This window comes from Luteimonas aestuarii (assembly GCF_004357985.1).
GTDB classification, from domain to species: Bacteria; Pseudomonadota; Gammaproteobacteria; order Xanthomonadales; family Xanthomonadaceae; genus Luteimonas; species Luteimonas aestuarii.
Genome location: NZ_SMTF01000017.1, coordinates 1 through 21,916, shown reverse-complemented (window position 1 = coordinate 21,916; position 21,916 = coordinate 1). Strand labels below are relative to the sequence as shown.

Here is a 21,916-nt window from a genome sequence, read left to right as displayed (position 1 = left end):
ACACCCGGCAGTTTACTTTCCGGAAATGGTGGTTACACTGCACGGTGTAGTTTCCGCCTGATTGCCCGCATGACCACACCGCCCGTCCCCGTCCCCACCGCCCCACGCCGCCACAAGGCATGGCGGCGCCTGTCCGTTTCGATCCTCGCCCTGGGAGTCCTCGCCGTGAGCGCCTGCACGTTGTCGTTCGTCCGTACCAACACGCCCCTCACCGGTTATCCGGACTCGCCGCAAAGCACCGACGCAGGCGGGTTCCGCAACGCCACGCCGCGCCCCCCGGAAAGCATCGGCCACATGGCGCGGGTGATGTGGGACTTCACTTTCAACAAGCCGACCGGCACGGTACCCGCGTCGCCGCCAAGGGTGATGCCGCTGACGCGCGCCGCGCTGGATGCGGCGCCGGATCGCAGCCTGTTCCGGCTGGGCCATTCGACGCTGCTGGTCAAGCTGCGTGGCGACTTCTGGATCACCGATCCGGTGTTCGCCGAACGCGCGTCGCCGTTCCGGTGGATGGGCCCGAAGCGCTTCCATGCGCCGCCGATCGCGCTGGACGAACTGCCGCCGTTGCGCGGCGTGCTGCTGTCGCACGACCACTACGATCACCTCGACCGCGATGCGGTGGTGCGCCTGGCCGACAAGACCGACGTGTTCCTCGCCCCGTTGGGCGTCGGCGATCGCCTGGTCGCCTGGGGCGTGCCCGAAGCGAAGGTGCGCCAGTTCGACTGGTGGCAGGAAACGGAACTCGGTGGCCTGCGCATCGTCGCCACGCCTGCGCAGCATTTCTCCGGGCGCGGACTGTTCGACCGCGACCGCACCTTGTGGACGTCGTGGGTGCTCATCGATCCGCCGACCGGTGAAGGCGATGAAGGCCTGCGTCTGTTCTTCAGCGGCGACACCGGCTACTTCGATGGCTTCGCCGAAATCGGCCGCCGCTTCGGCCCGTTCGACGTGACGCTGCTGGAAACCGGCGCCTACGACTCGCGCTGGGCCTTCGTGCACATGCTTCCCGAACAGACCGTGCAGGCGCACACCGACCTGCGCGGGCGCGTGCTGCTGCCGATCCACAACGGTACCTTCGACCTGGCGATGCACGCGTGGGACGATCCCTTCGAACGCGTGTCCGCGCTGGCGACCGAACGCGGCATCGAGCTGGCGACGCCGCGCATGGGCGAGCCGTTCGATCTTGCTTCGCCGCAACCCACGCAGGCGTGGTGGCGGGACTGAGGCGTCGAAGCGTCGGGGCAGGCCCAGCGTCGAGGCCGGCCCTCGTCGCGCATGCAACGTCGCGTGCCGCGACGACGCGGGTCGTGGGTCGCCTCGGGGGAGGCGATGTCAGGTCGATGGCCGGGCATCTTCCGCCCGATGCCGCAACAACCGCCCTGCCACGCCCACGCGCTCGCCGAGCTCGAACGCAGGCACGCCGTTGACCACCACCAGGTCGAAGCCCTCCGCGTGCTGGAACGGATCGACGTAGTCGGCCCGGGCGCGCACGCGGGCGGGGTCGAACAGCACCAGGTCGGCTTTCGCGCCTTCGCGCAACACGCCGCGGTCGGTGAGGCCGAGGATGGATGCGGGCAGGCCGGTGGCCTTGCGCACGGCTTCCTCGATCGACACCCGCGCATCGCGCATGGCGAAGTCCTCGATCCATTTGGCGAACGTGCCGTGGCCGCGCGGGTGGCGGCCCTCGGGCGAGCCGTCGCTGGCGATGGCGACGAACGGATCCTGCATCAGTCGCGCCTGCAGCGCATCGTCCATCACGAAGTGCGCGGCATTGCCGCCGCGCGGGCCCAGCGCCAGCAGCACGTCGGCGTATGCCTCGCCCGTGGCTTCGGCCACCTGCGCCAGCGTCTTGCCGGCGTGCGGGCCGGTGCCGAACAGCAGGGCATCGGGCCCGTTGCGCCGGGTCATGCGCTGCTCCAGCGCGTGGCGCAGTTCGTCGCGACGCGTCGCCAGCACCCGTGCGTAGTCGTTCGGCGGCAGCGCCCATTCCGGGAACACGATGCCGATGCCGGTGTAGCTGGCGCTGTAGGGATACGCGTCTGCGGTCAGTGGCACGCCGGCATCGCGATGGCGCTGCAGTTCCGCCAGCAGGCGTTCGGCGCGCGCCTCGCCCTTGCCGTACACCACCTTGAGGTGGGAGATGTGCGTGCGCGCCGGGCGGCTGGCGTCGATGTGTTCGCGGATGGCGTCTTCCACGGCATCGTCGTCTTCCGAGCGCAGGTGGCTCATCGCCACGGCGTCGTGGCGCGCCACCACGCGGCCCAGCGCGGCGAGTTCCGCGGTGGCGGCGTAGCGGCCGGGCACGTACTCGAGACCCGTCGACAGGCCGAACGATCCCGCGCCCAGGTCGGCATCGAGCAAGGCGGCCAGTCGTTCGAGCTGCGCGGGCGAGGGGTCGCGCGTGCCGTCGTCGATCCCGGCCAGCCTACGCAAGCTGCCGTGGCCCGAGGTGGTGGCGACGTTGATGTCGGGCGCATGGCGCGCCATGGCATCGAGCCACGCAGGCACGTCGCCAGCTTCGTCCTCGCCCGCGGAGGGACTGCTGCCGTCCTGCCCGACGACCACCGTGGTCGCGCCCATCGCCAGATGGCTGGCGTAGGACTGTCGCAGCGGATTGCCATGCACGTGCAGGTCGATGAAGCCCGGTGCCAGCACCCGGCCGCCGCCTTCCACGATGCGTGCGCCACGTGCCGACCGCGCGCTGATGCGGCCGATGCGCTGGACGGTGTCGCCGCGCACCAGCACGTCCGCCGTGCGCGCCGCCGCACCGGTGCCGTCCACCACGCGCACGTCGCGGATCAGCAGGCCGGGCGGCGCTTCGGCACGTCCCGCGAACGGCAGGCAGGCCGTGGCCGTGCCCGCGGCCATCGCCGCCAGGAATTCGCGTCGTGACCAATGCATGCGGCGAGCCTCCCTTCATCAAGTGGCCTGCAGTATGGCGGCGGGCAGGGGTGGATGCAGCCGTCCCTGCGGGCCGAGCAGGCTGGTCCATGGTGCCGGGTTGTGGTGGAGTGGCCGGCAACACGACGATTGGCGGCCACACGCCGCCTTGGCACACTGCGCGAACGACAAGGGGGCAGACGATGGTCGCATTCACGCAGCGGGTCGCACTGGCCTTGGCCCTGTGCCTCGCAGGCGTGGTTCCGGCGCAAGCCGACTCCTGGCCGCCGCCGCGGGTGGAAACCTATGTATCCAGCGATGGCGACAGTCGCGTGGTCATCACGCCGCGGCCGCTGGAAGGTGCGCTGTCCTACTTCCGTGACAAGGTGGAGGGCACCGAACCGGCGGGGCAACGGGCGGGGAGCGAGCAGTTGCGCCCCATGGCGCGGCTCGAACGGCGACAGGGCGCGCGCTGGCAGCACGTCTGGACGCAGCCGCTGGTCAACGATGTCGCGCCCACGCGCGCACTGGTGGCGAACGGTGGACGGTACCTGGTCACCTTCGACAACTGGCATTCGACCGGGTATGGCGACAACGTGGTCGTGGTGTACGACGCGACAGGCACCCTGGTGCGCAGGATGGCGCTCGCGGATTTCCTGCCCGCTGGCTACGTGGCATTGTTGCCGCGCTCGGTGAGTTCGCTGTGGTGGGGTGGCGCCCATGCGCTGGCCGACGGGGACCAGACGCTGGTATTGCGCGTGGTGGTGCCGGACAAGACACGCGAACCCAACGCAAGACCATCCACCGTGCCGGTGCGCGTACGCTTGGCCGATGGCACCGTCCTGCCGCACGAGGGACGCGCATGGACCGACGCGTTGGCTCGCGTGGAAGCGCAGGATGGCGAGCGGCAACGCCGCTGGCAGGGCAAGCGCAAGCTGCGCAGCCAGCCGTTGCTGCCTCCGCGGGGGCAGGACCACGACGCATGGCGTGCGTACATGGTGGAGTTGCGCGAGCGCCTCAACGACACCACCGGATTGCGCCATGGCGGACTGGTGCTGGCTCCACCCGGCAGTCGCGTGGCTGGATTCGATAGCGTGGATAGCATGCGGATGTTCCTGGATGAGTCCGTGGACAATCGCCTGCGTGCCGCCGAGGCCTACCTGCTGGTGTCGCCGTCGTCGGAAGCCGTCGCGGACGCCCTGGTCGATTACCTGCAATCGAAACGGGCAGGGACCATGGCTGGCGTGGTGATCCGTTTCGTCGGCACGCCATCCGATGCCGTGCGGGTGGAGGCTGCGGCGGCGAAGCCGGGCGCGGGCGTGGTGCTCATCGACAGCGCGTCGCCTTTCCCGCCGGGGGAACTGCCGCAGGCCGCGCCCGACTGGTTCCAGTAACCGGCCATGCGACCACGCGCGTAGCGCATCGACACGCAAGCTTCGATACCCGGGTCAGTGCCCGTGGCCGGAAGCCTTGCGATCCAGCAGATCGGCATCCGCACGCATGAACACGGCGGCGGTGGGCTCGGCGGCGCTGCCTTCGGCCACGCCGGTCAGGAAGCGCAGGCCGTGCACCAGCGAGGCTTCCGCCAGGATGGCCTGCAGGCGATCCAGCGCCATCCCCGCGTCTTCGCCGTGCAGCACCGCGACGTATTCGCCGCTGCCGCTGCTGCGGTTGATCGCGTCGCCACGCCCGTCGGGCAGCGCCTGTTCCAGCCGGATGTCCAGCGCTTGCAGCAGTTTTTCGGTCGCGCGCTCACCCAGGCGTGCAACCGTGCCGGCGAGGTCCTGCAATTCCACCAGCGCCAGCAGGTAGGTCGGCGCGTGGGCAGCCTTGGCAATGGGCGCAGGCACGGCATCGGCGATGAAGGCTTCGTGCGCCCGTTCGCGTTGCCGCGCGCCGGCTTCCAGCAGCGCCATGGTGATGCGGGCCAACGCTTCGAGCGACGCACGCTGGTCGTCGGCGAGTTCGCGCGGGCTGTCGTCGACCACGCAGACGGTGCCGATCGCGGCACCTGCAGGCGTGACCAGGGGCATGCCGGCGTAGAAGCGCGCCGCGCCGCGCTCGCCGTTGACGTAGGGGTTGGCGGCGAACCGTTCGTCTTGCGAGAGATCCGCGATCTCGAGCAATTGGCCGGGCGTGCGGATGGCGTGGTCGCACACTGCGATGTCACGGCTGGTTTGCGGAGTATCGAACCCGACGCGTGCCTTGAACCACTGCCGGTCGCGATCGACGAGGGTCAGCAGTGCCGTCGGCGTGCCGCACACGGTGGAGGCCAGCTTGACGATGTCGTCGTACGCAGCATCGGGCAGGCTGTCAAGCACGTGGTAGCCGTCGAGCGCGCGCTGGCGCTTGGTTTCATCCAGAGCAGGACCGGGTGTCTTTGTCATGCGCATCTGCCGTCGCGTCGGAAGCCCCGATTCTGGCGACCACGGTGTCAAGGCAGGGTTTGCGAGGCGCCATCGATGCCATGGAAGCGGCATCGCGCCGCGGGGGATCGCCGGCGCCGCGCAATCAGCCTGCAGCCGCCATCCGCGTGGCGTGCGGCAGGGTCACGCTCTGGTCTCCATCCATGAGCTGCAGCTCACCGTCCTGGATCATCGCGGTCAGGCGCATGCTGCGCGCGAGCAGGGTGACGGCGCGGTCGACGGTGTCCGGGGTGAAGTCGATCACCGTGAGGTTCTTCAGCCGCGACAGGCTGTTGGCCTGTTTCTCCCACCAGATGTCGGCGCTGTTGCCGCTGTAGGTGACGATGACCACCTGGCGCGCACGCGCGCACGCCTTGCGGATGCGGCTCTCGTCCGGCTGGCCCAGGTCGATCCACAACAGGGGGTCGCCGGTGTAGTCGCGCTGCCACAGGTCGGGGTCTTCCCCGGTGCTCAGGCCGCGGCCGAATTCCAGCCGCTCGTCTGCATACAGCGCGAACGCCATCAGCCGCACCATCAGCCGTTCCGGCGTTTCCGACGGATGTTGCGCCAGCGTCAGGCTGTGCGAGGCGTAGTAGTGCCGGTCCATGTCGCTGACCTGCAGCTCCAGCCGGTAGATGGTGGCATTCGGGGCCATGGCGGCGCCTGTCGGAAGCAGGCGCGATTGTAGGCGAATGCGTGGGGCAGGGCCGGGGCATGGCGCAGCGGTCGCGTCGTGGGGGCCACGTTCACGCAAGGCGAAGGCGGGCGCGGCGAGGATGGGAGCGAACGCACGTCCCTCCGATCCAGCCTTTGCATGAGGCCAGCCCATGACCCGCCACACCCACGTTCCACGCACATCGTTTCGGCCAATCACCGCGCTTGCGCTTCCGGTCCTCGCGGGCGTACTGCTGGCTGCATGCTCTCCGCAACCAACGCCCGCGCCGGGAGCGGAGGTGTCGCCCGATGGCACCGGACACCAGCCACCCGTGGCGGGTGCGGACGAAACACCGCCGACACCCGCATCCGCGGGCGACACCATCGGCGGTGATGGTTCGGAGATCCGGCTGGATGCGTTGACCGCGAGCGACATCGACGCGGCCAACCTGCAGGGTGAACTGGCGTGCAGCTTCTCGGCCGGCGACGCCATGCCGCTACTGGTCGCGAAAGGCATCGTGGCCTCGGACGAACCGGCGCAGGGCCTGGTGAAGGTGTCGGGTTACGTCGAACCGGTGTACGCGCCAGGTGGATTCAACGGCATCACCGACGATCCCGCGTTCACGGGCCAGGGCAAGACCATTCTCATTGCGGTGACCGACGCGGCCATTGGCGGCGGCGAATCACCGCCGCGACCGGCCACGCTGACCTACCAGCGCGCGGATGGCGCGAGTCGCGTGTTCGAGGGCCGCTGGCAGTGCGGGCCGTGAGATCTGGCCTGGGGGATGCTGCGGCTTTGCCGGGCGTCGTTGGCGCGATGGGGTGGTGCGACACGCGTCCGTGACCGGCACGATGTGATGCGGCGGAAGACGCGGCGCAGGACACGGTGCCTGCTGCCAGCTCCACGCCGTGCTGCATCTCGGCGCCCGCGTGAGCCAGCGCCAGAACAGACATGCCCCTCGCGGGGCATGTCCATGCGTGCACGACCCTGGCGCGATCAGCGCTGGTCGTTGTCCGGGCGGTCGGTCTGTGGGTTGCCGCGGTCCGGATCCTGCCGCTTCGGCTCCTGCTGCCCCGGATCGCGCACCGGCGCGTCCGGATCGCGCTCGTCCTGGCCCGGTGCATCCGGGTTGGGATTCTGCGCGCGCTGATCCTGGTCGCGTCGATCCTGTTGCGGGTTGGGCGTGCCATGCAGGTGCGTTTGCGAACCTTGCTGCGGCGTCTGTTGCTGGCCTTGCTGTGTCATGGGGGTGCTTCCTGCTCAAGCGGCACATCGCCGCCGTTGCACGCTAGTCCCGTGCGTCGCATGGTGCGCGTGAGGGAAGGCCATTCATCCTCGGACGCGTGATTCAGCTTGTTCATGCGCATGCGGTCGTCGCGCTGCCTTTCACGCCCGGGGCGTATAACAGGCCACGTCCTTGATCGTGCATTCGAGGCCCGGCGCGGCATCGAGGGCCAGGTACAGGCGCAATCTCCAGCATTCCCCAGGCAAATCCCCCATGAGCTATGCCCTTTACCGCTGCGGCGACGACACCTACGTGGCCGTCGACGACACCACCTCGCCGCCTGTATGCGCCACGGATGCGTATGGCCTGCCGATGCGCGTGCGCGCCATGCCCAGGGCCACGGGCGATTCGCCTGCGTGGCGACGCGCGGCGAGCAGCATCGCGGAGTCGATGTTCGTGGTGATCGACGTGGCCGAAGCCGAAGAGATGTTCGTGTTGCGCTGACTTCCACCGGGATGCATCGAATGATTGCGCGGTGCCTACCCCACGCTGCGCGTAATCCGTTGTCCAGGACCCTGTCGCTTGTCATTGTCAGATCGAATATCTGACAGGGAAAACAGGGAAAGCGCGACATTCCCGCCCCGCCCAGGCCGTGCAAATCGCCAACTCCAGCGATGGTCGATGCACGCGCGCAGAGGGCCGGCGATGGGGCGGCTCTGGAAAATCGCCGTCATCCCCGCGAACGCGGGGATCCATGGACGTCACCCCGTCAAGCCGTGACGTCCCTGGTCCGGCCAGCGCTCAACGCTGCCGGAGCAGCGCTTCCGCCCATGCGGATCTGGCAACCCGGCGCTGATCGTTCGAGGCCACCCTGGCGAGCTCAGGGCGCGCCGAACCCGCGGCTCGATTGCGCGCCTGCCGCAGGCGTGGGCGGAACCTCGATGCGTGCACCCACCAGTTCCGGGTCCAGCAGCGGATCGCCATGCGGTGAAGTGCGGACGCCGGTATCCAGCAAGGCCTCTCGCTTTGCCTGTCGTGCCTGCAGCGTGCGATAGGCGAGATAGCCGAGGGCGCCAGCGGCGAGCAGTTTGACGATGGCCATGGTGCATTCCTGTGTTGGGGGGCACTAGGCTTGCGCATTCGGGGTAAGCCCCGGGTGACGTCCGCGCTTACGCAAAGTGAACGCGCTGGGGCTGCTGGGCCTGGCCGTCGCGGTGGGACAAGCTTGGACCGCATTGTCCCCGGCGACCATGCCTGCGTGACTTGCTGGTTGCGCCGGCTTGCGTGCCGCTGGTGGTCGGCGTGCCGGCGCTGGTGGCGATCTTCGTACTCGGCAATCGTGAACTTGTGTCCACCCGGTGCTGGGCGTGGTGGCCGGGATGCCGCCAGCGGCACTGACGAAGCTGCTGGCGATGTCGGCCGTCCAACTGCCGGGCGAGGAACCGGTGACGATCCTGCCGATGCTGGTGCTGGTGGCCGCCCTGCGGCGCCCCGGCGTGTCGGCGTGGCTGGCGATCGGGATCGCGTGGATCGCCACCGCGTTGATGTTCGGCGCGCTGCACCTGCCCACCTACCTGTGGCACCCGGGCCAGGCGCTGCTGGTGATCGGCGCGGCACGGCTGGTCCTGACCGGCGTGTACCTGTTGACGCGCAACCTTTGGGCCAGCACGCTGGCGCACGTGGTGGACGACTGGACCTTGATGGCGATCGCGGTCGGCATGTCGCGCACCGGCATCGGTTGACCTGCCTGCAGCGCGACGGAAGGGTGCGATGGATTTCCTGAAGATCCTCAAGTCGTTCGAGGAGTTCGTCTACGAGGCCTTGACCTGGCTGTTGTTGCTGCCGCGCACCTTGCTGCGGATCGTGCTGCATCCGCGCAGGATGACGCGTTACGCCGCGACCGAGCTTGGCGACGGCGGCGAAGGCCGTTTCGACGACGCGATCAGCCCGCCGCTGCTGCTGATCCTGTGCGTGCTGGTCGCGCACTTCATCGACCTGGCCATTCGCGCCCAGGCACCTGCCGCGCCGGGCACGTTGGCCAGCGTGCTGCTGGCCTCGGAACAGAACCTGCTGCTCTACCGCACCATCGCCTTCGGCGTGTGGGCGATGGCGGGCGCGGCGTGCTTCCTGTGGCGCACCGGCGTGTCGATCGGCAGGACGACCCTGCGCCGCCCCTTCTACGAACAGTGCTATCTGGTGGCGCCGTTCGCGCTGGTACTGTCGATCAGCGGCTCATTGATGCTGATGGGGGAACGTTGGCTGGTGGTGGGGGGAAGCCTGACCCTGGCGGGTGGCCTCTGGCTCTGGCTGGTGCAGGTGGACTGGATCCGCGCGCGCACGCACTCCACGTGGTGGCATGCGCTGGTGTTCGGCACCCTGGTGCTGCTGGTGGGGTCGGTGGTGAATGCGCTGGTGGGACATGCGTTGTCGCACACGCGACACGCCGATGTGTCGGAGGCGGCGGCACGCAACGACGCACCAGAGGATCCGGAAATCCGCTGAGCGGGTGCCGTGGCGGCGACACCTGCCACGGGACGCGTGGTTCAGAACCGGCGCGCGCCACCGCCATAGTTGCCGATGTCGCTGTGGCCACTGAAGTTGGTGGCCGCGCGGATATCGGTGCGACCCGAACGTCGATCCACCGTGACCTGGGGGCGGTTCATGCCGTTGAGCCGGTCGCTGGCGGTGATGCGGTCAGGCGTGACCGACAGGCTGTCGAAATCCCACCAGCCGTTGTGGCCGCCGGAATGGATCGGCGGCACCATGCCCGGTCGGGTGGGCGGTCACTTCGGGCGACGCCGCGCAGTTGCCGGATGGCACGCCGATGATGGCGGCATAGCGCCCCTCGACGGTGGACACGGAGATGCGGCGGCCAGTGCGTTCGTTCCACCAGAAGGTGAAGCTCTGGTCGCGCACGGTGTTGCTCTGGCGGAGTTCATAGCCGCGGGAAAGCAGCTGGGCTTCGCCACCGGCGGCACGCGCGCCGACGAGATCTTCGACATCGGCGGCGGTCTGGGCGAAGGCGGGGCAGGCGACGGCAACGGCAACGACAAACAGCATTCGACTGGGGCGCATCGTTGGATCTCCTGGAACATCGGAAGGGCCGCCGCGTCGCCATGGCCGCGCGGCAGGGGGCGGGGACCCATCGTCCGGGCGCGCGGTCCGGAACCCGTGCGCCGCGTTTCAGATCGACGATCCGGATCGAGGATCCCGCCAGCGCGCAGCGTCAGCCAGCGGTGCGGCGGCCGCCTGCCAGACCACGCTTCGAAGGCGCGAAGCGCAGCACGAGCGTCTGCACGGCCAGCACCGCTGCGATGCCCAGCGCCACCCAGGCCGCCACCTGCGCGCCTTCCAGCGCATGGCTGGACTGCTTCACGTACACCGCGGCGAGTGCCCACAGTGCGGCGGCCACGTACACCACGTTGCCGCGCATCCGCTGGTTGACCACCAGCAGCGCCGCTGCGGCCAGCGCGAACAGCACCAGGCTCCACGGCAACTGTTGCGCGGTGGACAGCAGCTCGTACGCCACCACCACCTGCGCCAGGTTGAGGAACGCCGCCAGCGACAGCCAGCCGGCATGCAGCGACAGCGGTGCCCACGCCCAGAGGCGCTGCCCCGCGACCGGCGCAGCGTCGTTCGACAGCAGCCACGCGCAGCGCACCAAACACGCCATCGCACCGAAGATCACCAGCAGGCACAGCCAGAACTGTTCCAGCGAGAACAGCGGCATCCAGATCGTGGTCAGCGCGAACCCGGCGGCGGCCCAGGGCGCGACGCGCCCAAGGGTCGCATCGCGCTTGCGTTCCCCGGTCGTCTGCCAGGCGGCGTAGGCCAGGTCGAGCAGGAAGATCAGCCCCCAGATCGAGAACGCATAGCCGGCGGCCACCAGCAAGGTGGGGTAGCGATCGGAAATGGTGCCGTTGTCCGGCCCGAAGGTGCCGGTGTTGGACAGCCAAGCCACCAGCGGCATGGCGATGGCGGCAAGCAGGACGAGCAGGCGCATGGCGGTTTCCCCGTTGGTGGCGTGGCTTGGCGGCGCGACTGTCGCGTTGGCCGCGCTAGCGTGGCGTGAAAGCAGGCGGGGCGTCAGTGCATCCCGCAGCGTCGGCCTACCGCGGCCCGATCCTGGACAATGTTGCGCCCGGGGTGCGTGCATGGATGCGTGTTGCCAGCACGCCATCCAGCGCCAGGCGCGTCTTGAACCCGGCCTTCTCGAGTCGTCTCGACACTTCCCGAGGCACGTCGCGGCCGGTGGTGAGCTTGTTGGGGCTGCCGGTGTAGTGGAACAACGCGCCACCGCGTTTCAGCACGCGCGCAAGCTGGTCGTAGAAGACCTGCGAGTACAGCTCGCCGGCGATGCCGAAGCGGGGCGGGTCGTGGAGGATGGCGTCGAACGAGGCCGATGGCAGCGACTCGATGGCGTTCGCCACGTCACCATGCGTGATCGTGAAGCGAGCATGGGCGTCTTGCGAACCCGGATCCGGCGACCATGGGTTCAGGGTACGCAACCACAGCACGTCCCCGCTCTTCTCGAACGACTGCACGTGTGCCACGCCAGCCTGCAGGCAGCAGGCGGCGAAGTAGCCCAGTCCGCCGCAGGTATCCAGCACGCGTTTGCCGCGCGGTGCCAACAGCGCCACCTTGCTGCGCGCGTCCTCGAACGGCGACACCCTCGCGGTCGGCAGCATCTTGATGCCGTCGATCTCGAACGTCGGCGCGCCCCATTCGGTGGGTACCAGCTTGTACAGCGCGCGGCCGTAGCGCGACACCGGCACGAAGGCTTCGCCATCCCAGTAGTACAGGGTGCGGTCCTTCAGCGCGTGCGGATAGGGATAGGCGTTGCCGTTCCAGTGCCAGCGATCACGCGCCAGTTCGACTTGCGCGGTGGTAAGGCCGAGATCAAGCGAGCCCTGCCACGCGGTGGCGCCGGAATCGCGCGCATGCAGCAGCGCGTCTTGCGTGTCGCGTGTCAGCAGCGGGCCCGGATACGACATGCGCGGAAGGCGATGGAAGGTGCGTCATCGTAACGTGCGGACGGCGGATCGGTTCAGGGCCTTGAACGCATGTTGAACCGAAGGCGTGCATCCGCGTGGAGGTGGCATGAAGGTTTTTCTCCGCTTCAGTCTGGCCTGTCCCTAATGCGCCGCAATGCCGCTGCATGCATTGCGTCCGGGTGCAGCAGGCAGGACGCAGGCGGGTCCGGAACATCGGCCCGCCGAAGACTGAAGAGACCAAGGAGATCTCCATGCACAAGCTTGCACTTCCTGCCGCGCTGGTTGCGGCCTTGTTCGCCCCCGCCGCATTCGCTCAGTCCACCGCCGGCGACAACTATCGTCCCTCGCAGCAGGTGGGCGAAGGTGCCTGGTTCATCAGCGGCAACGTCGGCCGCACCGATGGCGGCACCGCCGGCCGGTTTGGCACCGGCAACTTCAACTTCCTCGAGAGCAACCGTGGCCGCCAGACCGGTTACGGCGTGAATACCGGCTACCGCTGGAAGCTCAGCGACAGCTGGGGCCTGGGTGCCGAAGTGGGTTACACCGACCTGGGCAACTTCCGCGTGCGCAACGTGTTCAACAGCGACGACGTGGACCAGACCGAGCGCACCGATGCGCTGCGCGGCTGGACCGCCGGCGCCAATGCCCGCTGGAACGTCAACCCGGCGTGGTACGTAGGCATGCGTGGCGGCTACTTCCGCGCCTCGGACAACAGCCGCGACTACTACAACACCATCGGCGAAGAGCTGGGCATCCGCAGTGGCCGTACCAGTGGCCGCAACAGCTGGTACGCCGGCGTGGGCACCGGCTGGCAAGCCAACGAGAACCTCAGCGTGGGCTTGCACTACGACTACTACCGCGCCAAGGCGGGCACCCTGGTGGACGAAGGCAGCGGGGTCGAGGTCGACGGCCCCAAGCGCTCCACCGCGCTGGTGGGCCTGAGCGCCGAGTACGCATTCTGATCGCAATGCGTTGACCCGCTTGGCGACGCACTGAGGCGTCGCCTGGATCGCCGCCATTCCCGTGCTGGGAGTGGCGGCGATTTCTGTTCTGGAGGATCGCCCGCCCCACGTCATCCGCAGTTGCCCGCCGTTGGCCTGTGACCCAGGGCGCTGGGTCCGGGCTTGCGCGGGGATGGCGACGGTTGAACACGTGACGCCGAACGTGGGGGCGCTGGGTTGCGGGGCAAGAGCGCCCCCACCCCAGCCCTCCCCCGTGAACGGGGGAGGGGGCAAAGCGTGTTCGAGCCTTCACCATCAACGTCACTCGCTGACCTTCAGCGCGGGCGCGAAGTTGGTCCGCCGCCGCTCGACGATGCGTTCGTTGGCCACGCGGCCTTCCACCAGCTCGTAGCCCATCAGCGCGAACACGCGCTCGCCGATGAAGATCGGCCGCGCGTTGCCGTACCAGTCCACGCAGCTGGCCTTGCACTGGTCGTCGACGGCGCGGTCGGCATCGGCCGACAGCTGCCCCATGCCGGCCAGGCGCAGGTCCCGGTTGCGCAGGTAGACCACGGCGGCGGTCTGGTCGAGGTAGCGCTGCATCGTGTTGCCCCGGCGCTGGCCCACGACCGGCAGGCCGACGATGCCCTGTTGCGCGCTGTCGGCGCGGTAGAAGAACCCGTGCGTGCGGCTTTCGCCCTGCGCGGCATTGGGCTGCACATGCACGCTGCCGGTGGTGGCGCGTCCCGCTTCCAGCTTGACGCTGGTGAAGTGCAGGTCCGGCCCGGCGCTGCCGACGAGGATGGCGTGCTGGCCCATCGCTTCGATGCGTTCCGCGCCATGGCCCAGCGCCAGCGCCTGGACGGCATCGTCCTCGGCGAAGCGCAGGGCATAGGCGACCGAGCCCGACTTGCCGTCACCGCCGTTGCGCCAGCGATGCGGCGCGTTGCCGTACAGCAGCCAGCCGCCGATGTAGCGGTTCTGCAGGCTGCCGTTGGCATCGCCCGGCAGCACGCGGTATGCGCTGCTCGGCGCATGGCCGCTGCCGTCGCCGAAGCGGTCCAGCGGCACGCGAAGCAGTGCGAGCGAGCCTGCGGCGGTGTCGTCGCCCCACATGGCCTCGCCGCGTCCGGCTTCGGTCAACAGCACGTTCAGGTGTTCGCCGTCGTGCAGGAACGACAGCTGGTCGACCGGCACGCCGCGCGTCTTCAGCGCCGTCGGCGGCGCATCGCCCAGCGGGATGCGGAACACCGCCGAACGATTGGTCGATGCGCTGCGGTCGTACTGCGTGGTCCACACGAAGACCGAATCGGTGGACACATAGAACACACGCCCTGCCGGCCCGAGCACGGCGGTCGAGGTGCAGTCCAGCTCGCGCGCGGACAGGTCGCAGCGGGTCACCGTATGCAGCGCGATGCCGCCGTTGAATGGATCGACCTCGTCATCGGTGCGATAGATCTGCGTGGCCGGCAGGATGCGGCGGAACTCCCCGGGCGCGGCGTCGGCATGCCAGCGCCGCATCGCCGGCATGAAGTCGCGCCCCGCCACGTTCCAGGGGTTGAAGTGCATCGGGGTGTAGAACACCAGGGTGTCGCCGATCAGGCGGCTGGCGTAGTTGCGCGCGGAGTAGTAGTCGTTGCTGCGCAAGTGGTAGGTGTCACGATAGCGCAGCGTGCCGTCGCGCGCGATGTCGAACAGCACCAGTTCGGTACCGCCGCGCGCGTAGCTGTAGCCGACCACGACCACGGTGTCGCCGCCGACCAGCATCTCGTCGTACCACGCCCCGCCCGGATCGGTGCCGGGACCGAAGGCGTCGACCGTGGACACGGGTCGCAACTGGTCGCCGCCGACGCGCACGGTGAACAGGCGCCCGCGCCGCAGCACGACCAGGTGGTCGCCATGGCGCTTGACGATGCCGCCCTCGTCCACGCCCGCGGTCTGCACGTTGGTGATCGATTCCTCGGCCTCGGCAACCCGCGAGCCGGTCACCGCGACGCTGTCGAGCGACATGCTGGCGGCTTCCATGGCCACGGGTGCCGGCGATGCCGGGGGTGGCGGTGCCGATGCGGGCATCGCGGCCTGCATCCGGCGTTCGCGCTCCTGCTTGCGTCGCAGGTCCTCGGCACGCTTGGTCCACTGCGCCAGCAGGCGGTCGAACTCGGCCTCGTCGGCGAAGGGGATGAGGTGGTCGTGCGGTTGCGGCGGCGCGGCTTCGACGGCAGGCGGCGTACCGCAGGCGGCGGTGCCCAGGCACAGCGCCAGCAGCAGGGCGGGGCGGACGATCATGGCAGCTCCTTCGCCGTACCCGTGGGCCGGCCGTCGGTGGATGGTGCAATGTCCAACGGGCGGATGGCGGGAACGGGGTTGGTGGCGGCAACGCGAGACACGCGACGCCTCGCCTTCAGCCCGATCGACGTCGTTCCAGCAGCAGCGTCACCGCGGACAGCCAGCCCACGATCAACGCGATCACCGCTTTCTGCGCCAGCCCGCGTGGGGCGTCGTGCCATAGCGCCAGCGCCCACACCGCTGCAAAGCAGGCGATCGCCCATGGCAGCAGCCAGCGTGCAGGCGTGCGCCACGACGGATCGCGGCGCAGGCGCAGCGCCTGCAGCACGATGCCGGTCGTGGCGAACAGGAACGCCGCCTGCGCGGTGATGCCATGCAGCCAGCCTTCGAAGCTGGCATCCACGCCCGGCAGGTCCATCCACGCGTAGGCCGTCGTGGACAAGGACAGGCTGCCCAGCACGAAGCACAGCAACGGCACCGCGCTGCGTGCCTCGATGGCCAGCGACCGGTACACGCCGAAGGCCAGTCCGACCATGGCGATGCCGAGTGCGACGTAGGCCGCCTGCAGCCACGCGCCATGCGCGCCGATCAGGTACAGGCTCATCTGGCTGTGCACCGGATCCAGGTCCGGCCGCAGCAGGTGCAGCGCGATTGCCGCGGCGAGGAAGCAGGCGATGCCGGCCGCGGCCAGCACGGGCCAGGGAAAGGGTCGCCGGGGTTCGATGGAAAGGGTCAAGTGCGCAGGGTCAACGTGGACGCGGGATGGCCTTGTAGCATGGTCGTGCCGGCGCGATGCACGCATGTCCCCGATGCCGGCGCATGTCCCACGACGGAGTCCACGCACATGACCACGCTCCTTGGCATTTCCGGCAGCCTGCGCGCCGGCTCGCTCAACACCGCGCTGCTGCGGGCCGCCACGGCGCTCGCGCCCGAGGGCGTGGCTTTCGACGTGGCCACGCTCCACGGCATCCCGCTGTACGACGGCGATGCCGAAGCGGCGTCCGGCATTCCCGGCGCGGTGCAGGCACTGAAGGCGCGCTGGCGCGCGGCCGATGGCATCGTGCTGGCGACGCCGGAATACAACAACGGCATCCCCGGCGTGTTCAAGAATGCGATCGACTGGCTGTCGCGGCCGTCGTCGGACATCGCGGACACGTTCGGCGGCAAGCCGGTGGCGGTGGTCGGTGCTTCGCCGGGCGGCTTCGGCACGGTGCTCGCGCAGGATGCGTGGTGGCCGGTGCTGCGCACGCTGCGCACTGCCCCCTGGTTCGGTGGACGACTGATGGTGTCGCGCGCCGGGGGCGCATTCGATGCCGATGGCCGGCTGGTGGATGACAAGCTGCGTGGGCAGCTGGGCGAATTCATTGCTGGATTCGCAGCGTTTGCTCAGGCGGATTGAATCTGCGCAGGCAAAGCGCGGCGCGGCGGACTGCTGCTGTTGAATGACGCGGCGCGCCGGACAAGTTTCCGGCGCGCCGCCGTGCGGTCAGATCTGATAACGCCGTTGCACGGACTGGAACCACACAGTCCTGCAGGATCAGCGCACCAGCGCCTCCAGGATCAAGCCGGTGGCGGCTTCGACCAGCAGGTACCGTGAATCGGACTGCCGCACCCAGCGATGGCCGGGTGGCGGTGCCTTGAGCTGGTAGCGCAGGTAGTCGTCGACCCAGTAGCGATCTCCCAGCTCGCGCATCGGAAGGCGTTCGCCACGGCGCCAGGCCTGCTTCTGCCAGCCCGGGGGCGGGGCATGGCGTCCATGCGGTCCACCGGCGTGTGCAGGCGGGCCTTTGCCCTGGGCGTGGCGCGGCGGGTCGGCCAGCACTGGCGCGGAAGCCAGTGCGGCGGACAGGAAAATCGCGGTCGTTGCGATACGAATGGTCATCGTGCGGTCTCCTTGTGGGCCAGTGCGATCGATCGATGCGGCGACCTGGATCGATGGATCGTCAGTCGTTCGATCATTTCCATCGAATCCGACGTGAGCGCAGGTGGTGTGGGCGTGAGGCGTTGCGAAGAACGACGTTATTGCAGCGCGCGTGAACAGCGTGCCTTCCCGCAAATGGGATCGAGCATGTCGTTCGCCCGGATTCCGGCGATGTCGACGACGGCGGTGTTGATGACTAGATGCGGCGTCCCGGCTGCGGCGTTCACTTCACGATGACATCGATGAATCCCGCCGAAGCTGGCGATCCGGAAGCCGGGACATTCCCGCCCATCTTCACCGGGGCTTGCGCGCCGATGCCTAGGATCGCCGCATCCGGTCCTGGTGCGCGCATCGCGCAAGGTTGTCTGCAAGGGAGTTTCCATCCGAGCGCAGGCCACCGATCGATCACTGATCACGTGTGACGGCCGACGCCCAGGCGCAATTGATACCGAATACGAACGCGTACGACGCAACCCAGAAGGAGCAAGACATGATCCGACGCAAGCTGTTCGCCCCGCAGGTTCTCGCCCTCGCGCTGGCCGGCGCAGTCGCTGGTGGTGCCATGGCACAGGCCCCGGACGCGATGACCGCTCCGCAGGTCCGCGCTGCGCTGGAAGCAGAAGGCTATACCCGGATCGACGACGTCGAGTTCGACGACGGCATGTGGAAGGCGGATGCGACCAACGCCAACGGCAAGCGCATGGACGTGCGCATCCACCCGCGCACCGGCCAGGTCTATCCGGAAGATGCGTCCACCAACCTGGGCGAAGCCGACATCCGCGCCCGCCTGGCCGCTGCCGGCTACACTAACGTGCATGACGTCAAGTTCGACGACGGTCTGTGGACGGCCGATGCCAATGCCCCCGGCGGCGGTGAAGTCGACCTGAAGATGGATCCGGCGACCGGCGAGATCGTCGGCATCGACCGCGATTGAACCAGGCGCGATCGACCTGACCGGTTGACGCCGGCCCAGTCGCGCCACGAACAGGATCGATTGGACCGGCACGGACTGCCGGCAGGCAGGGACGACGCGCGGGCATGGATGCCCATGGGCAGGGAGGCTGCCGGACAGGAACCGCCTGCAGGGACGCAGGCCACCGAAGGAAAGGGCGTTGGCCGCGGGACACGGAGCGTCGCCATGGCCATCAGGAGATGCACGACGGAGCGTGCGGGGCGCCGGGCAACCGGCGCCCTTTTTCATTCGTCTGATTTCATTCGCCTGCGCCGCCCGGCTGCACTTCGCCGCGCGCCAGCGCTTCCTCGATCGCGGTGAATGCCGAGCGCGTGCCGGCGGGCGCCTCGGCCATGCCGGTCGCGTAGTACGCCACGCCGGTACCTGCCTCGCGATCGACCCACAGTCCCGAGCGCAGGCCGTAGGCGTTGCCGGCATGGCCGACGCGCGCGATGCCGTCGCCGAAGGGGTCGTCGCCGCAGTTCGGATGCGCGCTGGCCAGCACCTGCACCGACAGTCCGTAGCGGCAGTAGAACGCCTTGCCTTCGGCGTCGTGCGGCTCGTCTTCCTCGTAAGGCGTGCCGTTGCCGGGCGCATACGTCCATTCGACGTGCAGCAGCGCCTGCATCGACGCCGGCGACAGCACGCGCATGCCATCGACTTCGCCATCGCCCAGCAGCAGCCGACCGATCTTCGCCAGGTCGCTTGCGGAAATGCGCAATCCGCCCTGCGGCGAGAAACTGCCGCCGTTGCGGCCTGCCTGCCAGGTCGAAAGGTCGCAGCTGCCGTCTTCGGCCGGACGCACCGGGCAGGCCGGGCGACTGCCTCCATGGTCGTCGAGCACCGGCTTGCGCGCGGCGTCGTACTGCACCACGGCACGCGCGGCAGTGGCGTCGTCGCATGACGCCCAGTTGAAGCAGCCGGCGATGCCCAGCGGTGCCAGCACCAGGCGCTGCATCGCCAGGTCGAAGCGTTCGCCCGTGGCGCGCTCGACCACCGACGCGACCAGCGGGAAGCCGACATTGGCGTACTGCCAGTACGTGCCGGGCGCATGGCCGTCGTTCCAGGCGCGGGGATCGTCCAGCAGCGCGCGGAACTCACCGTCCAGCGGCACCTGCCAGTAGCCGGCGCGATCGGTGAGCGAAGCCGTGTGCGACAGCAGCATGCGCAGGGTGATCGGCGTGTCCGGCCAGCGCGGGTGGCGCAGCGGCCAGCCCAGCGTGTCGGACACGTCGGCGTCGAGATCGAGCGTGCCGTCCTCCACCAGCCGCAGCACGCCGATGGCGACCACGAGTTTCGACACCGAGGCGATGCGTACGGGGTCGTCCACCGTCACCGCACGCGCAGTTGCGATGTCGGCAAGGCCGTGTGCGCGGCTGTCCACGACGCCATCGCGATCGAAGGCGACGCGGACCGTGGCGACCGGTTCCGATGCCTGTACGGAAAGGCAGGTGGCGAGGCACGCGGCAAGGCACGTCAGGAGGGCAGGGCGGGCAGGCATGCGTGTCTCCGGAAACGGGTCCGGGCGATGGTAGCGCGCGAGGCGGGATACGGCTCAGCGCGCGGGACGCGGGCTGGCCGGTGGTGGTGCGAGGCTGATCCCATGCGCGCGGACGTGGCGCAGCAGGGCGTCGAGGAACAGGATCAGGCCGGCCATCTCCAGCACCTCCTGCACGGTGGTGAGCACGGCATAGCCCAGGCTGTCTTCGCCATGCAGTCCGGCTTGCGCACCTTCCAGGAATTCGATGCCGAGCGCGGCGCCGACGTAGATCGTGCCCGCGACGCAGAACCGGAGCCGGGTGTCGCGCGGCAGGCGCCGCACGAATGGCAGGAACCACGCGCCCAGCGCCAGCACCACCAGCGCGTACGGCACCACCCACGCATACAGCAGCCAGCCCGTGGCTTCGTCGCCCATCAGCGCCTGCATGGGCGCGTCCATCAGTTCATGCAGTTTCGCGAACTCGTCGATGGCCATGAACAGGAAGCCGGCCGCCAGCACGGTCCATCGCGTGGCGTCGGCATCGCCCCGGCGGCGCGCATGGGCCGACACGATGGCAAGCACCCCGCAGCAGGCGAGCAACAGCACCGTCGTGAAGAACGTCGGCAGGTTGCCCTCGGCATCGAGATCGAACAGCGGGGTCAGGCCGTACAGGTAATCGTTGCCATCGATGAAGCGGATGGCCTGCAGGGCAATGTGCAGGATCGTCAGCGTTGCGGCGACGACGACGAGCCAGCCGGAGATGCGATGTCGGCAGTCGGCCAATCTCTGGATGTCGCTCATGCCGCGCGTGCCTGTCACCTGGGGCCCGGGCGTTTGCGCGGACTAGATGACAGGAACGTGACAGCGCAGGCAAACCGGACGCCGCCGCAATGCACGGACGGTTGCTATGCTCGCCCCGAATCGATGGAGGCACCGATGCGTGGACGGGTCCTGGCGGGCGTGGTGTTCCTTTCCGCGGCATTGGCCGCGGAGTCCCGCGAGCCACCGGCACCCCATTGCGCCGATGCGCGTGCCATCGAGGAATCGTGGCAGAGCGACGAGCGCACGTTGGTGCTCAGGCTGGCGAACGATTCCCGCTACCGCGTCGACCTTGGCGAGGCGCGCCCGGCCGCCACGACCGGTGGCGAGCTGCGGTTGCTGACGCATGGCGGCTGGCTCTGCGGGCATCCGGACGAGCGGGTGCGGGCGGGCGAAGCCGGGCTGTGCAGGATCGCCGGCGTGCAGGCGATCGACGCGAAGACCTTCGCCGGGCATGCGCGGCAGGCGAGGCTCGCGCGTGGTGTCGACCTCGATCATGTCACCGTGTCCGCACCACGCAGCCGGCGCTTCAGCGGATCCCCATCGTTCTGCCTGGATGCCCGCCATGTCCGCAGCTGGCACGAGGATGGCGATGGCCTGGTCGTGGAGGTGTCGCCGCGGCGTTCCGGCGGGTACCGCCGTTATCGCGTCGAACTCACCGGGACTTGTCCGGGCCTGGTGCGGGCGGAGGGCCTGCGACTGGAATCCAGTCTCGGCAGTACCACCATCTGCGGCAATCCCGGCGATCGGGTGGTGCCGGTGTCCGCCTCGATCGAACAGTTCGCCGGCGACCGGTTCCGGCGCGTGGTCGACCTGCCGACACCGTTGCTGGCACGCGGCTGTCCCGTGCAGGGCGTGTATCCGCTCGAGCGGGACTGAAGCGCCCCTGCCAGCGATCAGCCGCTCAGGCGGCTGGTTTCAGCGCGCCGACGCGCTGGCGCTCGGCGTCCACGTCGCGCAGGGCGCGCACTTCGATGCAGCCGGTGCGCGCCCACGGCAACTGCCGGGCCAGTTCGATCGCGTGCTCCAGGCTGTCGGCTTCGACAAGGTTGAACCCGGCCAGCAGCTCCTTGGTTTCGGCGAACGGGCCGTCGGACACCGTGGCCTTGTCGCCGCGGATGCGGACCGCCTTGGCCGTGGCCGCCGGCTGCAGCTGCTGGAAGCCCAGCAGGGTGCCTTCGGCCGCAAGCTCGTCGGCGTGTTCGAGGCAGTGCTTCATCATGCCGTCGTACTCGCCCTCGGGCAGTGCGTCGAGCAGTTCGGCGTCGGTGTACACCAGCAGCAGGTACTTCATGCGGAAGGCCTTCGTTGGGTGGAGTCAGGCGTGCGGGGTGTCGGTTTCGCCGCGGTCGAGGGGG

Annotated in this window: 24 protein-coding genes; 10 read left to right on the top strand and 14 right to left on the bottom strand. The window is 69.0% G+C overall.

What is annotated here, in order from left to right; genetic code table 11:
• Positions 1–69 precede the first annotated feature (69 nt).
• Positions 70–1,224: an MBL fold metallo-hydrolase gene (locus E2F46_RS15260; RefSeq protein WP_133323447.1), complete on the top strand. Its 1,155-nt coding sequence runs from the start codon at positions 70–72 to the stop codon at positions 1,222–1,224.
• A gap of 108 nt (positions 1,225–1,332) precedes the next feature.
• Here the strand turns inward: E2F46_RS15260 and E2F46_RS15255 are convergent, their stop codons facing one another.
• Positions 1,333–2,901: an N-acyl-D-amino-acid deacylase family protein gene (locus E2F46_RS15255; protein WP_133323446.1), complete on the bottom strand. Its 1,569-nt coding sequence runs from the start codon at positions 2,899–2,901 to the stop codon at positions 1,333–1,335.
• A gap of 182 nt (positions 2,902–3,083) precedes the next feature.
• Here E2F46_RS15255 and E2F46_RS15250 point away from each other — a divergent pair, with 182 nt between their 5' ends.
• Positions 3,084–4,274: a hypothetical protein gene (locus E2F46_RS15250; protein ID WP_133323445.1), complete on the top strand. Its 1,191-nt coding sequence runs from the start codon at positions 3,084–3,086 to the stop codon at positions 4,272–4,274.
• Positions 4,275–4,328: 54 nt separating this feature from the next.
• Here E2F46_RS15250 and E2F46_RS15245 read toward each other — a convergent pair whose 3' ends face one another.
• Together E2F46_RS15245 and E2F46_RS15240 are read right to left on the bottom strand one after the other, a co-directional pair.
• Complete coding sequence (locus E2F46_RS15245) at positions 4,329–5,267, bottom strand: GAF domain-containing protein (protein WP_243720463.1); 939 nt, start codon at positions 5,265–5,267, stop codon at positions 4,329–4,331.
• Positions 5,268–5,391: 124 nt separating this feature from the next.
• Complete coding sequence (locus tag E2F46_RS15240) at positions 5,392–5,940, bottom strand: YaeQ family protein (protein WP_133323443.1); 549 nt, start codon at positions 5,938–5,940, stop codon at positions 5,392–5,394.
• A 298-nt stretch (positions 5,941–6,238) separates the two neighbouring features.
• Between E2F46_RS15240 and E2F46_RS15235 the strand changes: the two genes are divergently transcribed.
• A complete protein-coding gene (locus tag E2F46_RS15235) occupies positions 6,239–6,709 on the top strand; it encodes a hypothetical protein (RefSeq protein ID WP_133323442.1) in 471 nt (156 codons plus the stop codon).
• A gap of 227 nt (positions 6,710–6,936) precedes the next feature.
• On the opposite strand, the gene E2F46_RS15230 is transcribed toward E2F46_RS15235, so the two are convergent.
• Complete coding sequence (locus E2F46_RS15230) at positions 6,937–7,185, bottom strand: hypothetical protein (protein WP_133323441.1); 249 nt, start codon at positions 7,183–7,185, stop codon at positions 6,937–6,939.
• A gap of 253 nt (positions 7,186–7,438) precedes the next feature.
• Here E2F46_RS15230 and E2F46_RS15225 point away from each other — a divergent pair, with 253 nt between their 5' ends.
• Positions 7,439–7,669: a hypothetical protein gene (locus E2F46_RS15225; protein ID WP_133323440.1), complete on the top strand. Its 231-nt coding sequence runs from the start codon at positions 7,439–7,441 to the stop codon at positions 7,667–7,669.
• 376 nt (positions 7,670–8,045) lie between these two features.
• Here the strand turns inward: E2F46_RS15225 and E2F46_RS15220 are convergent, their stop codons facing one another.
• Positions 8,046–8,267 carry a hypothetical protein gene (locus E2F46_RS15220; protein WP_133323439.1) on the bottom strand — a complete coding sequence of 74 codons (222 nt, stop codon included), beginning with the start codon at positions 8,265–8,267 and terminating at the stop codon, positions 8,046–8,048.
• A gap of 277 nt (positions 8,268–8,544) precedes the next feature.
• On the opposite strand from E2F46_RS15220, the gene E2F46_RS15215 reads away from it, so the two are divergent.
• Both E2F46_RS15215 and E2F46_RS15210 read left to right on the top strand, forming a co-directional pair.
• Positions 8,545–8,907 carry a CPBP family intramembrane glutamic endopeptidase gene (locus tag E2F46_RS15215; protein ID WP_133323438.1) on the top strand — a complete coding sequence of 121 codons (363 nt, stop codon included), beginning with the start codon at positions 8,545–8,547 and terminating at the stop codon, positions 8,905–8,907.
• A gap of 28 nt (positions 8,908–8,935) precedes the next feature.
• On the top strand, positions 8,936–9,667 hold the full coding sequence (locus E2F46_RS15210) for a hypothetical protein (RefSeq protein ID WP_133323437.1): 732 nt from the start codon (positions 8,936–8,938) through the stop codon (positions 9,665–9,667).
• A gap of 192 nt (positions 9,668–9,859) precedes the next feature.
• Here E2F46_RS15210 and E2F46_RS15205 read toward each other — a convergent pair whose 3' ends face one another.
• The 3 genes from E2F46_RS15205 to E2F46_RS15195 form a co-directional block, all read right to left on the bottom strand.
• Positions 9,860–10,240, bottom strand: a complete 381-nt coding sequence (locus E2F46_RS15205) for a hypothetical protein (protein ID WP_207949608.1) — start codon at positions 10,238–10,240, stop codon at positions 9,860–9,862.
• Between the two features lie 151 nt (positions 10,241–10,391).
• On the bottom strand, positions 10,392–11,168 hold the full coding sequence (locus tag E2F46_RS15200) for a hypothetical protein (protein ID WP_133323436.1): 777 nt from the start codon (positions 11,166–11,168) through the stop codon (positions 10,392–10,394).
• Positions 11,169–11,274: 106 nt separating this feature from the next.
• On the bottom strand, positions 11,275–12,159 hold the full coding sequence (locus E2F46_RS15195; RefSeq protein ID WP_133323435.1) for a class I SAM-dependent methyltransferase: 885 nt from the start codon (positions 12,157–12,159) through the stop codon (positions 11,275–11,277).
• Positions 12,160–12,410: 251 nt separating this feature from the next.
• Here E2F46_RS15195 and E2F46_RS15190 point away from each other — a divergent pair, with 251 nt between their 5' ends.
• Positions 12,411–13,121 (top strand): outer membrane protein, encoded by a 711-nt coding sequence (locus tag E2F46_RS15190; protein ID WP_133323434.1) that lies wholly within the window; start codon positions 12,411–12,413, stop codon positions 13,119–13,121.
• Positions 13,122–13,421: 300 nt separating this feature from the next.
• On the opposite strand, the gene E2F46_RS15185 is transcribed toward E2F46_RS15190, so the two are convergent.
• Complete coding sequence (locus E2F46_RS15185) at positions 13,422–15,386, bottom strand: beta-propeller domain-containing protein (RefSeq protein ID WP_133323433.1); 1,965 nt, start codon at positions 15,384–15,386, stop codon at positions 13,422–13,424.
• A 115-nt stretch (positions 15,387–15,501) separates the two neighbouring features.
• Entirely contained in the window at positions 15,502–16,122 is a 621-nt protein-coding gene (locus tag E2F46_RS15180; RefSeq protein ID WP_165967497.1) for a DUF998 domain-containing protein, read from the bottom strand.
• A 108-nt stretch (positions 16,123–16,230) separates the two neighbouring features.
• Between E2F46_RS15180 and E2F46_RS15175 the strand changes: the two genes are divergently transcribed.
• On the top strand, positions 16,231–16,785 hold the full coding sequence (locus E2F46_RS15175; RefSeq protein WP_133323431.1) for an NADPH-dependent FMN reductase: 555 nt from the start codon (positions 16,231–16,233) through the stop codon (positions 16,783–16,785).
• A 138-nt stretch (positions 16,786–16,923) separates the two neighbouring features.
• On the opposite strand, the gene E2F46_RS15170 is transcribed toward E2F46_RS15175, so the two are convergent.
• Positions 16,924–17,268: an RcnB family protein gene (locus tag E2F46_RS15170; protein WP_133323430.1), complete on the bottom strand. Its 345-nt coding sequence runs from the start codon at positions 17,266–17,268 to the stop codon at positions 16,924–16,926.
• A gap of 457 nt (positions 17,269–17,725) precedes the next feature.
• On the opposite strand from E2F46_RS15170, the gene E2F46_RS15165 reads away from it, so the two are divergent.
• Positions 17,726–18,241, top strand: coding sequence for a PepSY domain-containing protein (locus tag E2F46_RS15165; protein ID WP_243720462.1), 516 nt, complete (start codon positions 17,726–17,728; stop codon positions 18,239–18,241).
• A gap of 277 nt (positions 18,242–18,518) precedes the next feature.
• Here the strand turns inward: E2F46_RS15165 and E2F46_RS15160 are convergent, their stop codons facing one another.
• Positions 18,519–19,760 (bottom strand): serine hydrolase domain-containing protein, encoded by a 1,242-nt coding sequence (locus tag E2F46_RS15160; RefSeq protein WP_133323429.1) that lies wholly within the window; start codon positions 19,758–19,760, stop codon positions 18,519–18,521.
• Between the two features lie 54 nt (positions 19,761–19,814).
• Positions 19,815–20,540 (bottom strand): hypothetical protein, encoded by a 726-nt coding sequence (locus E2F46_RS15155; protein WP_133323428.1) that lies wholly within the window; start codon positions 20,538–20,540, stop codon positions 19,815–19,817.
• 135 nt (positions 20,541–20,675) lie between these two features.
• On the opposite strand from E2F46_RS15155, the gene E2F46_RS15150 reads away from it, so the two are divergent.
• Positions 20,676–21,437 (top strand): hypothetical protein, encoded by a 762-nt coding sequence (locus E2F46_RS15150; protein WP_133323427.1) that lies wholly within the window; start codon positions 20,676–20,678, stop codon positions 21,435–21,437.
• Between the two features lie 25 nt (positions 21,438–21,462).
• On the opposite strand, the gene E2F46_RS15145 is transcribed toward E2F46_RS15150, so the two are convergent.
• Positions 21,463–21,852 (bottom strand): YciI family protein, encoded by a 390-nt coding sequence (locus E2F46_RS15145; protein WP_133323426.1) that lies wholly within the window; start codon positions 21,850–21,852, stop codon positions 21,463–21,465.
• Positions 21,853–21,916 lie beyond the last annotated feature (64 nt).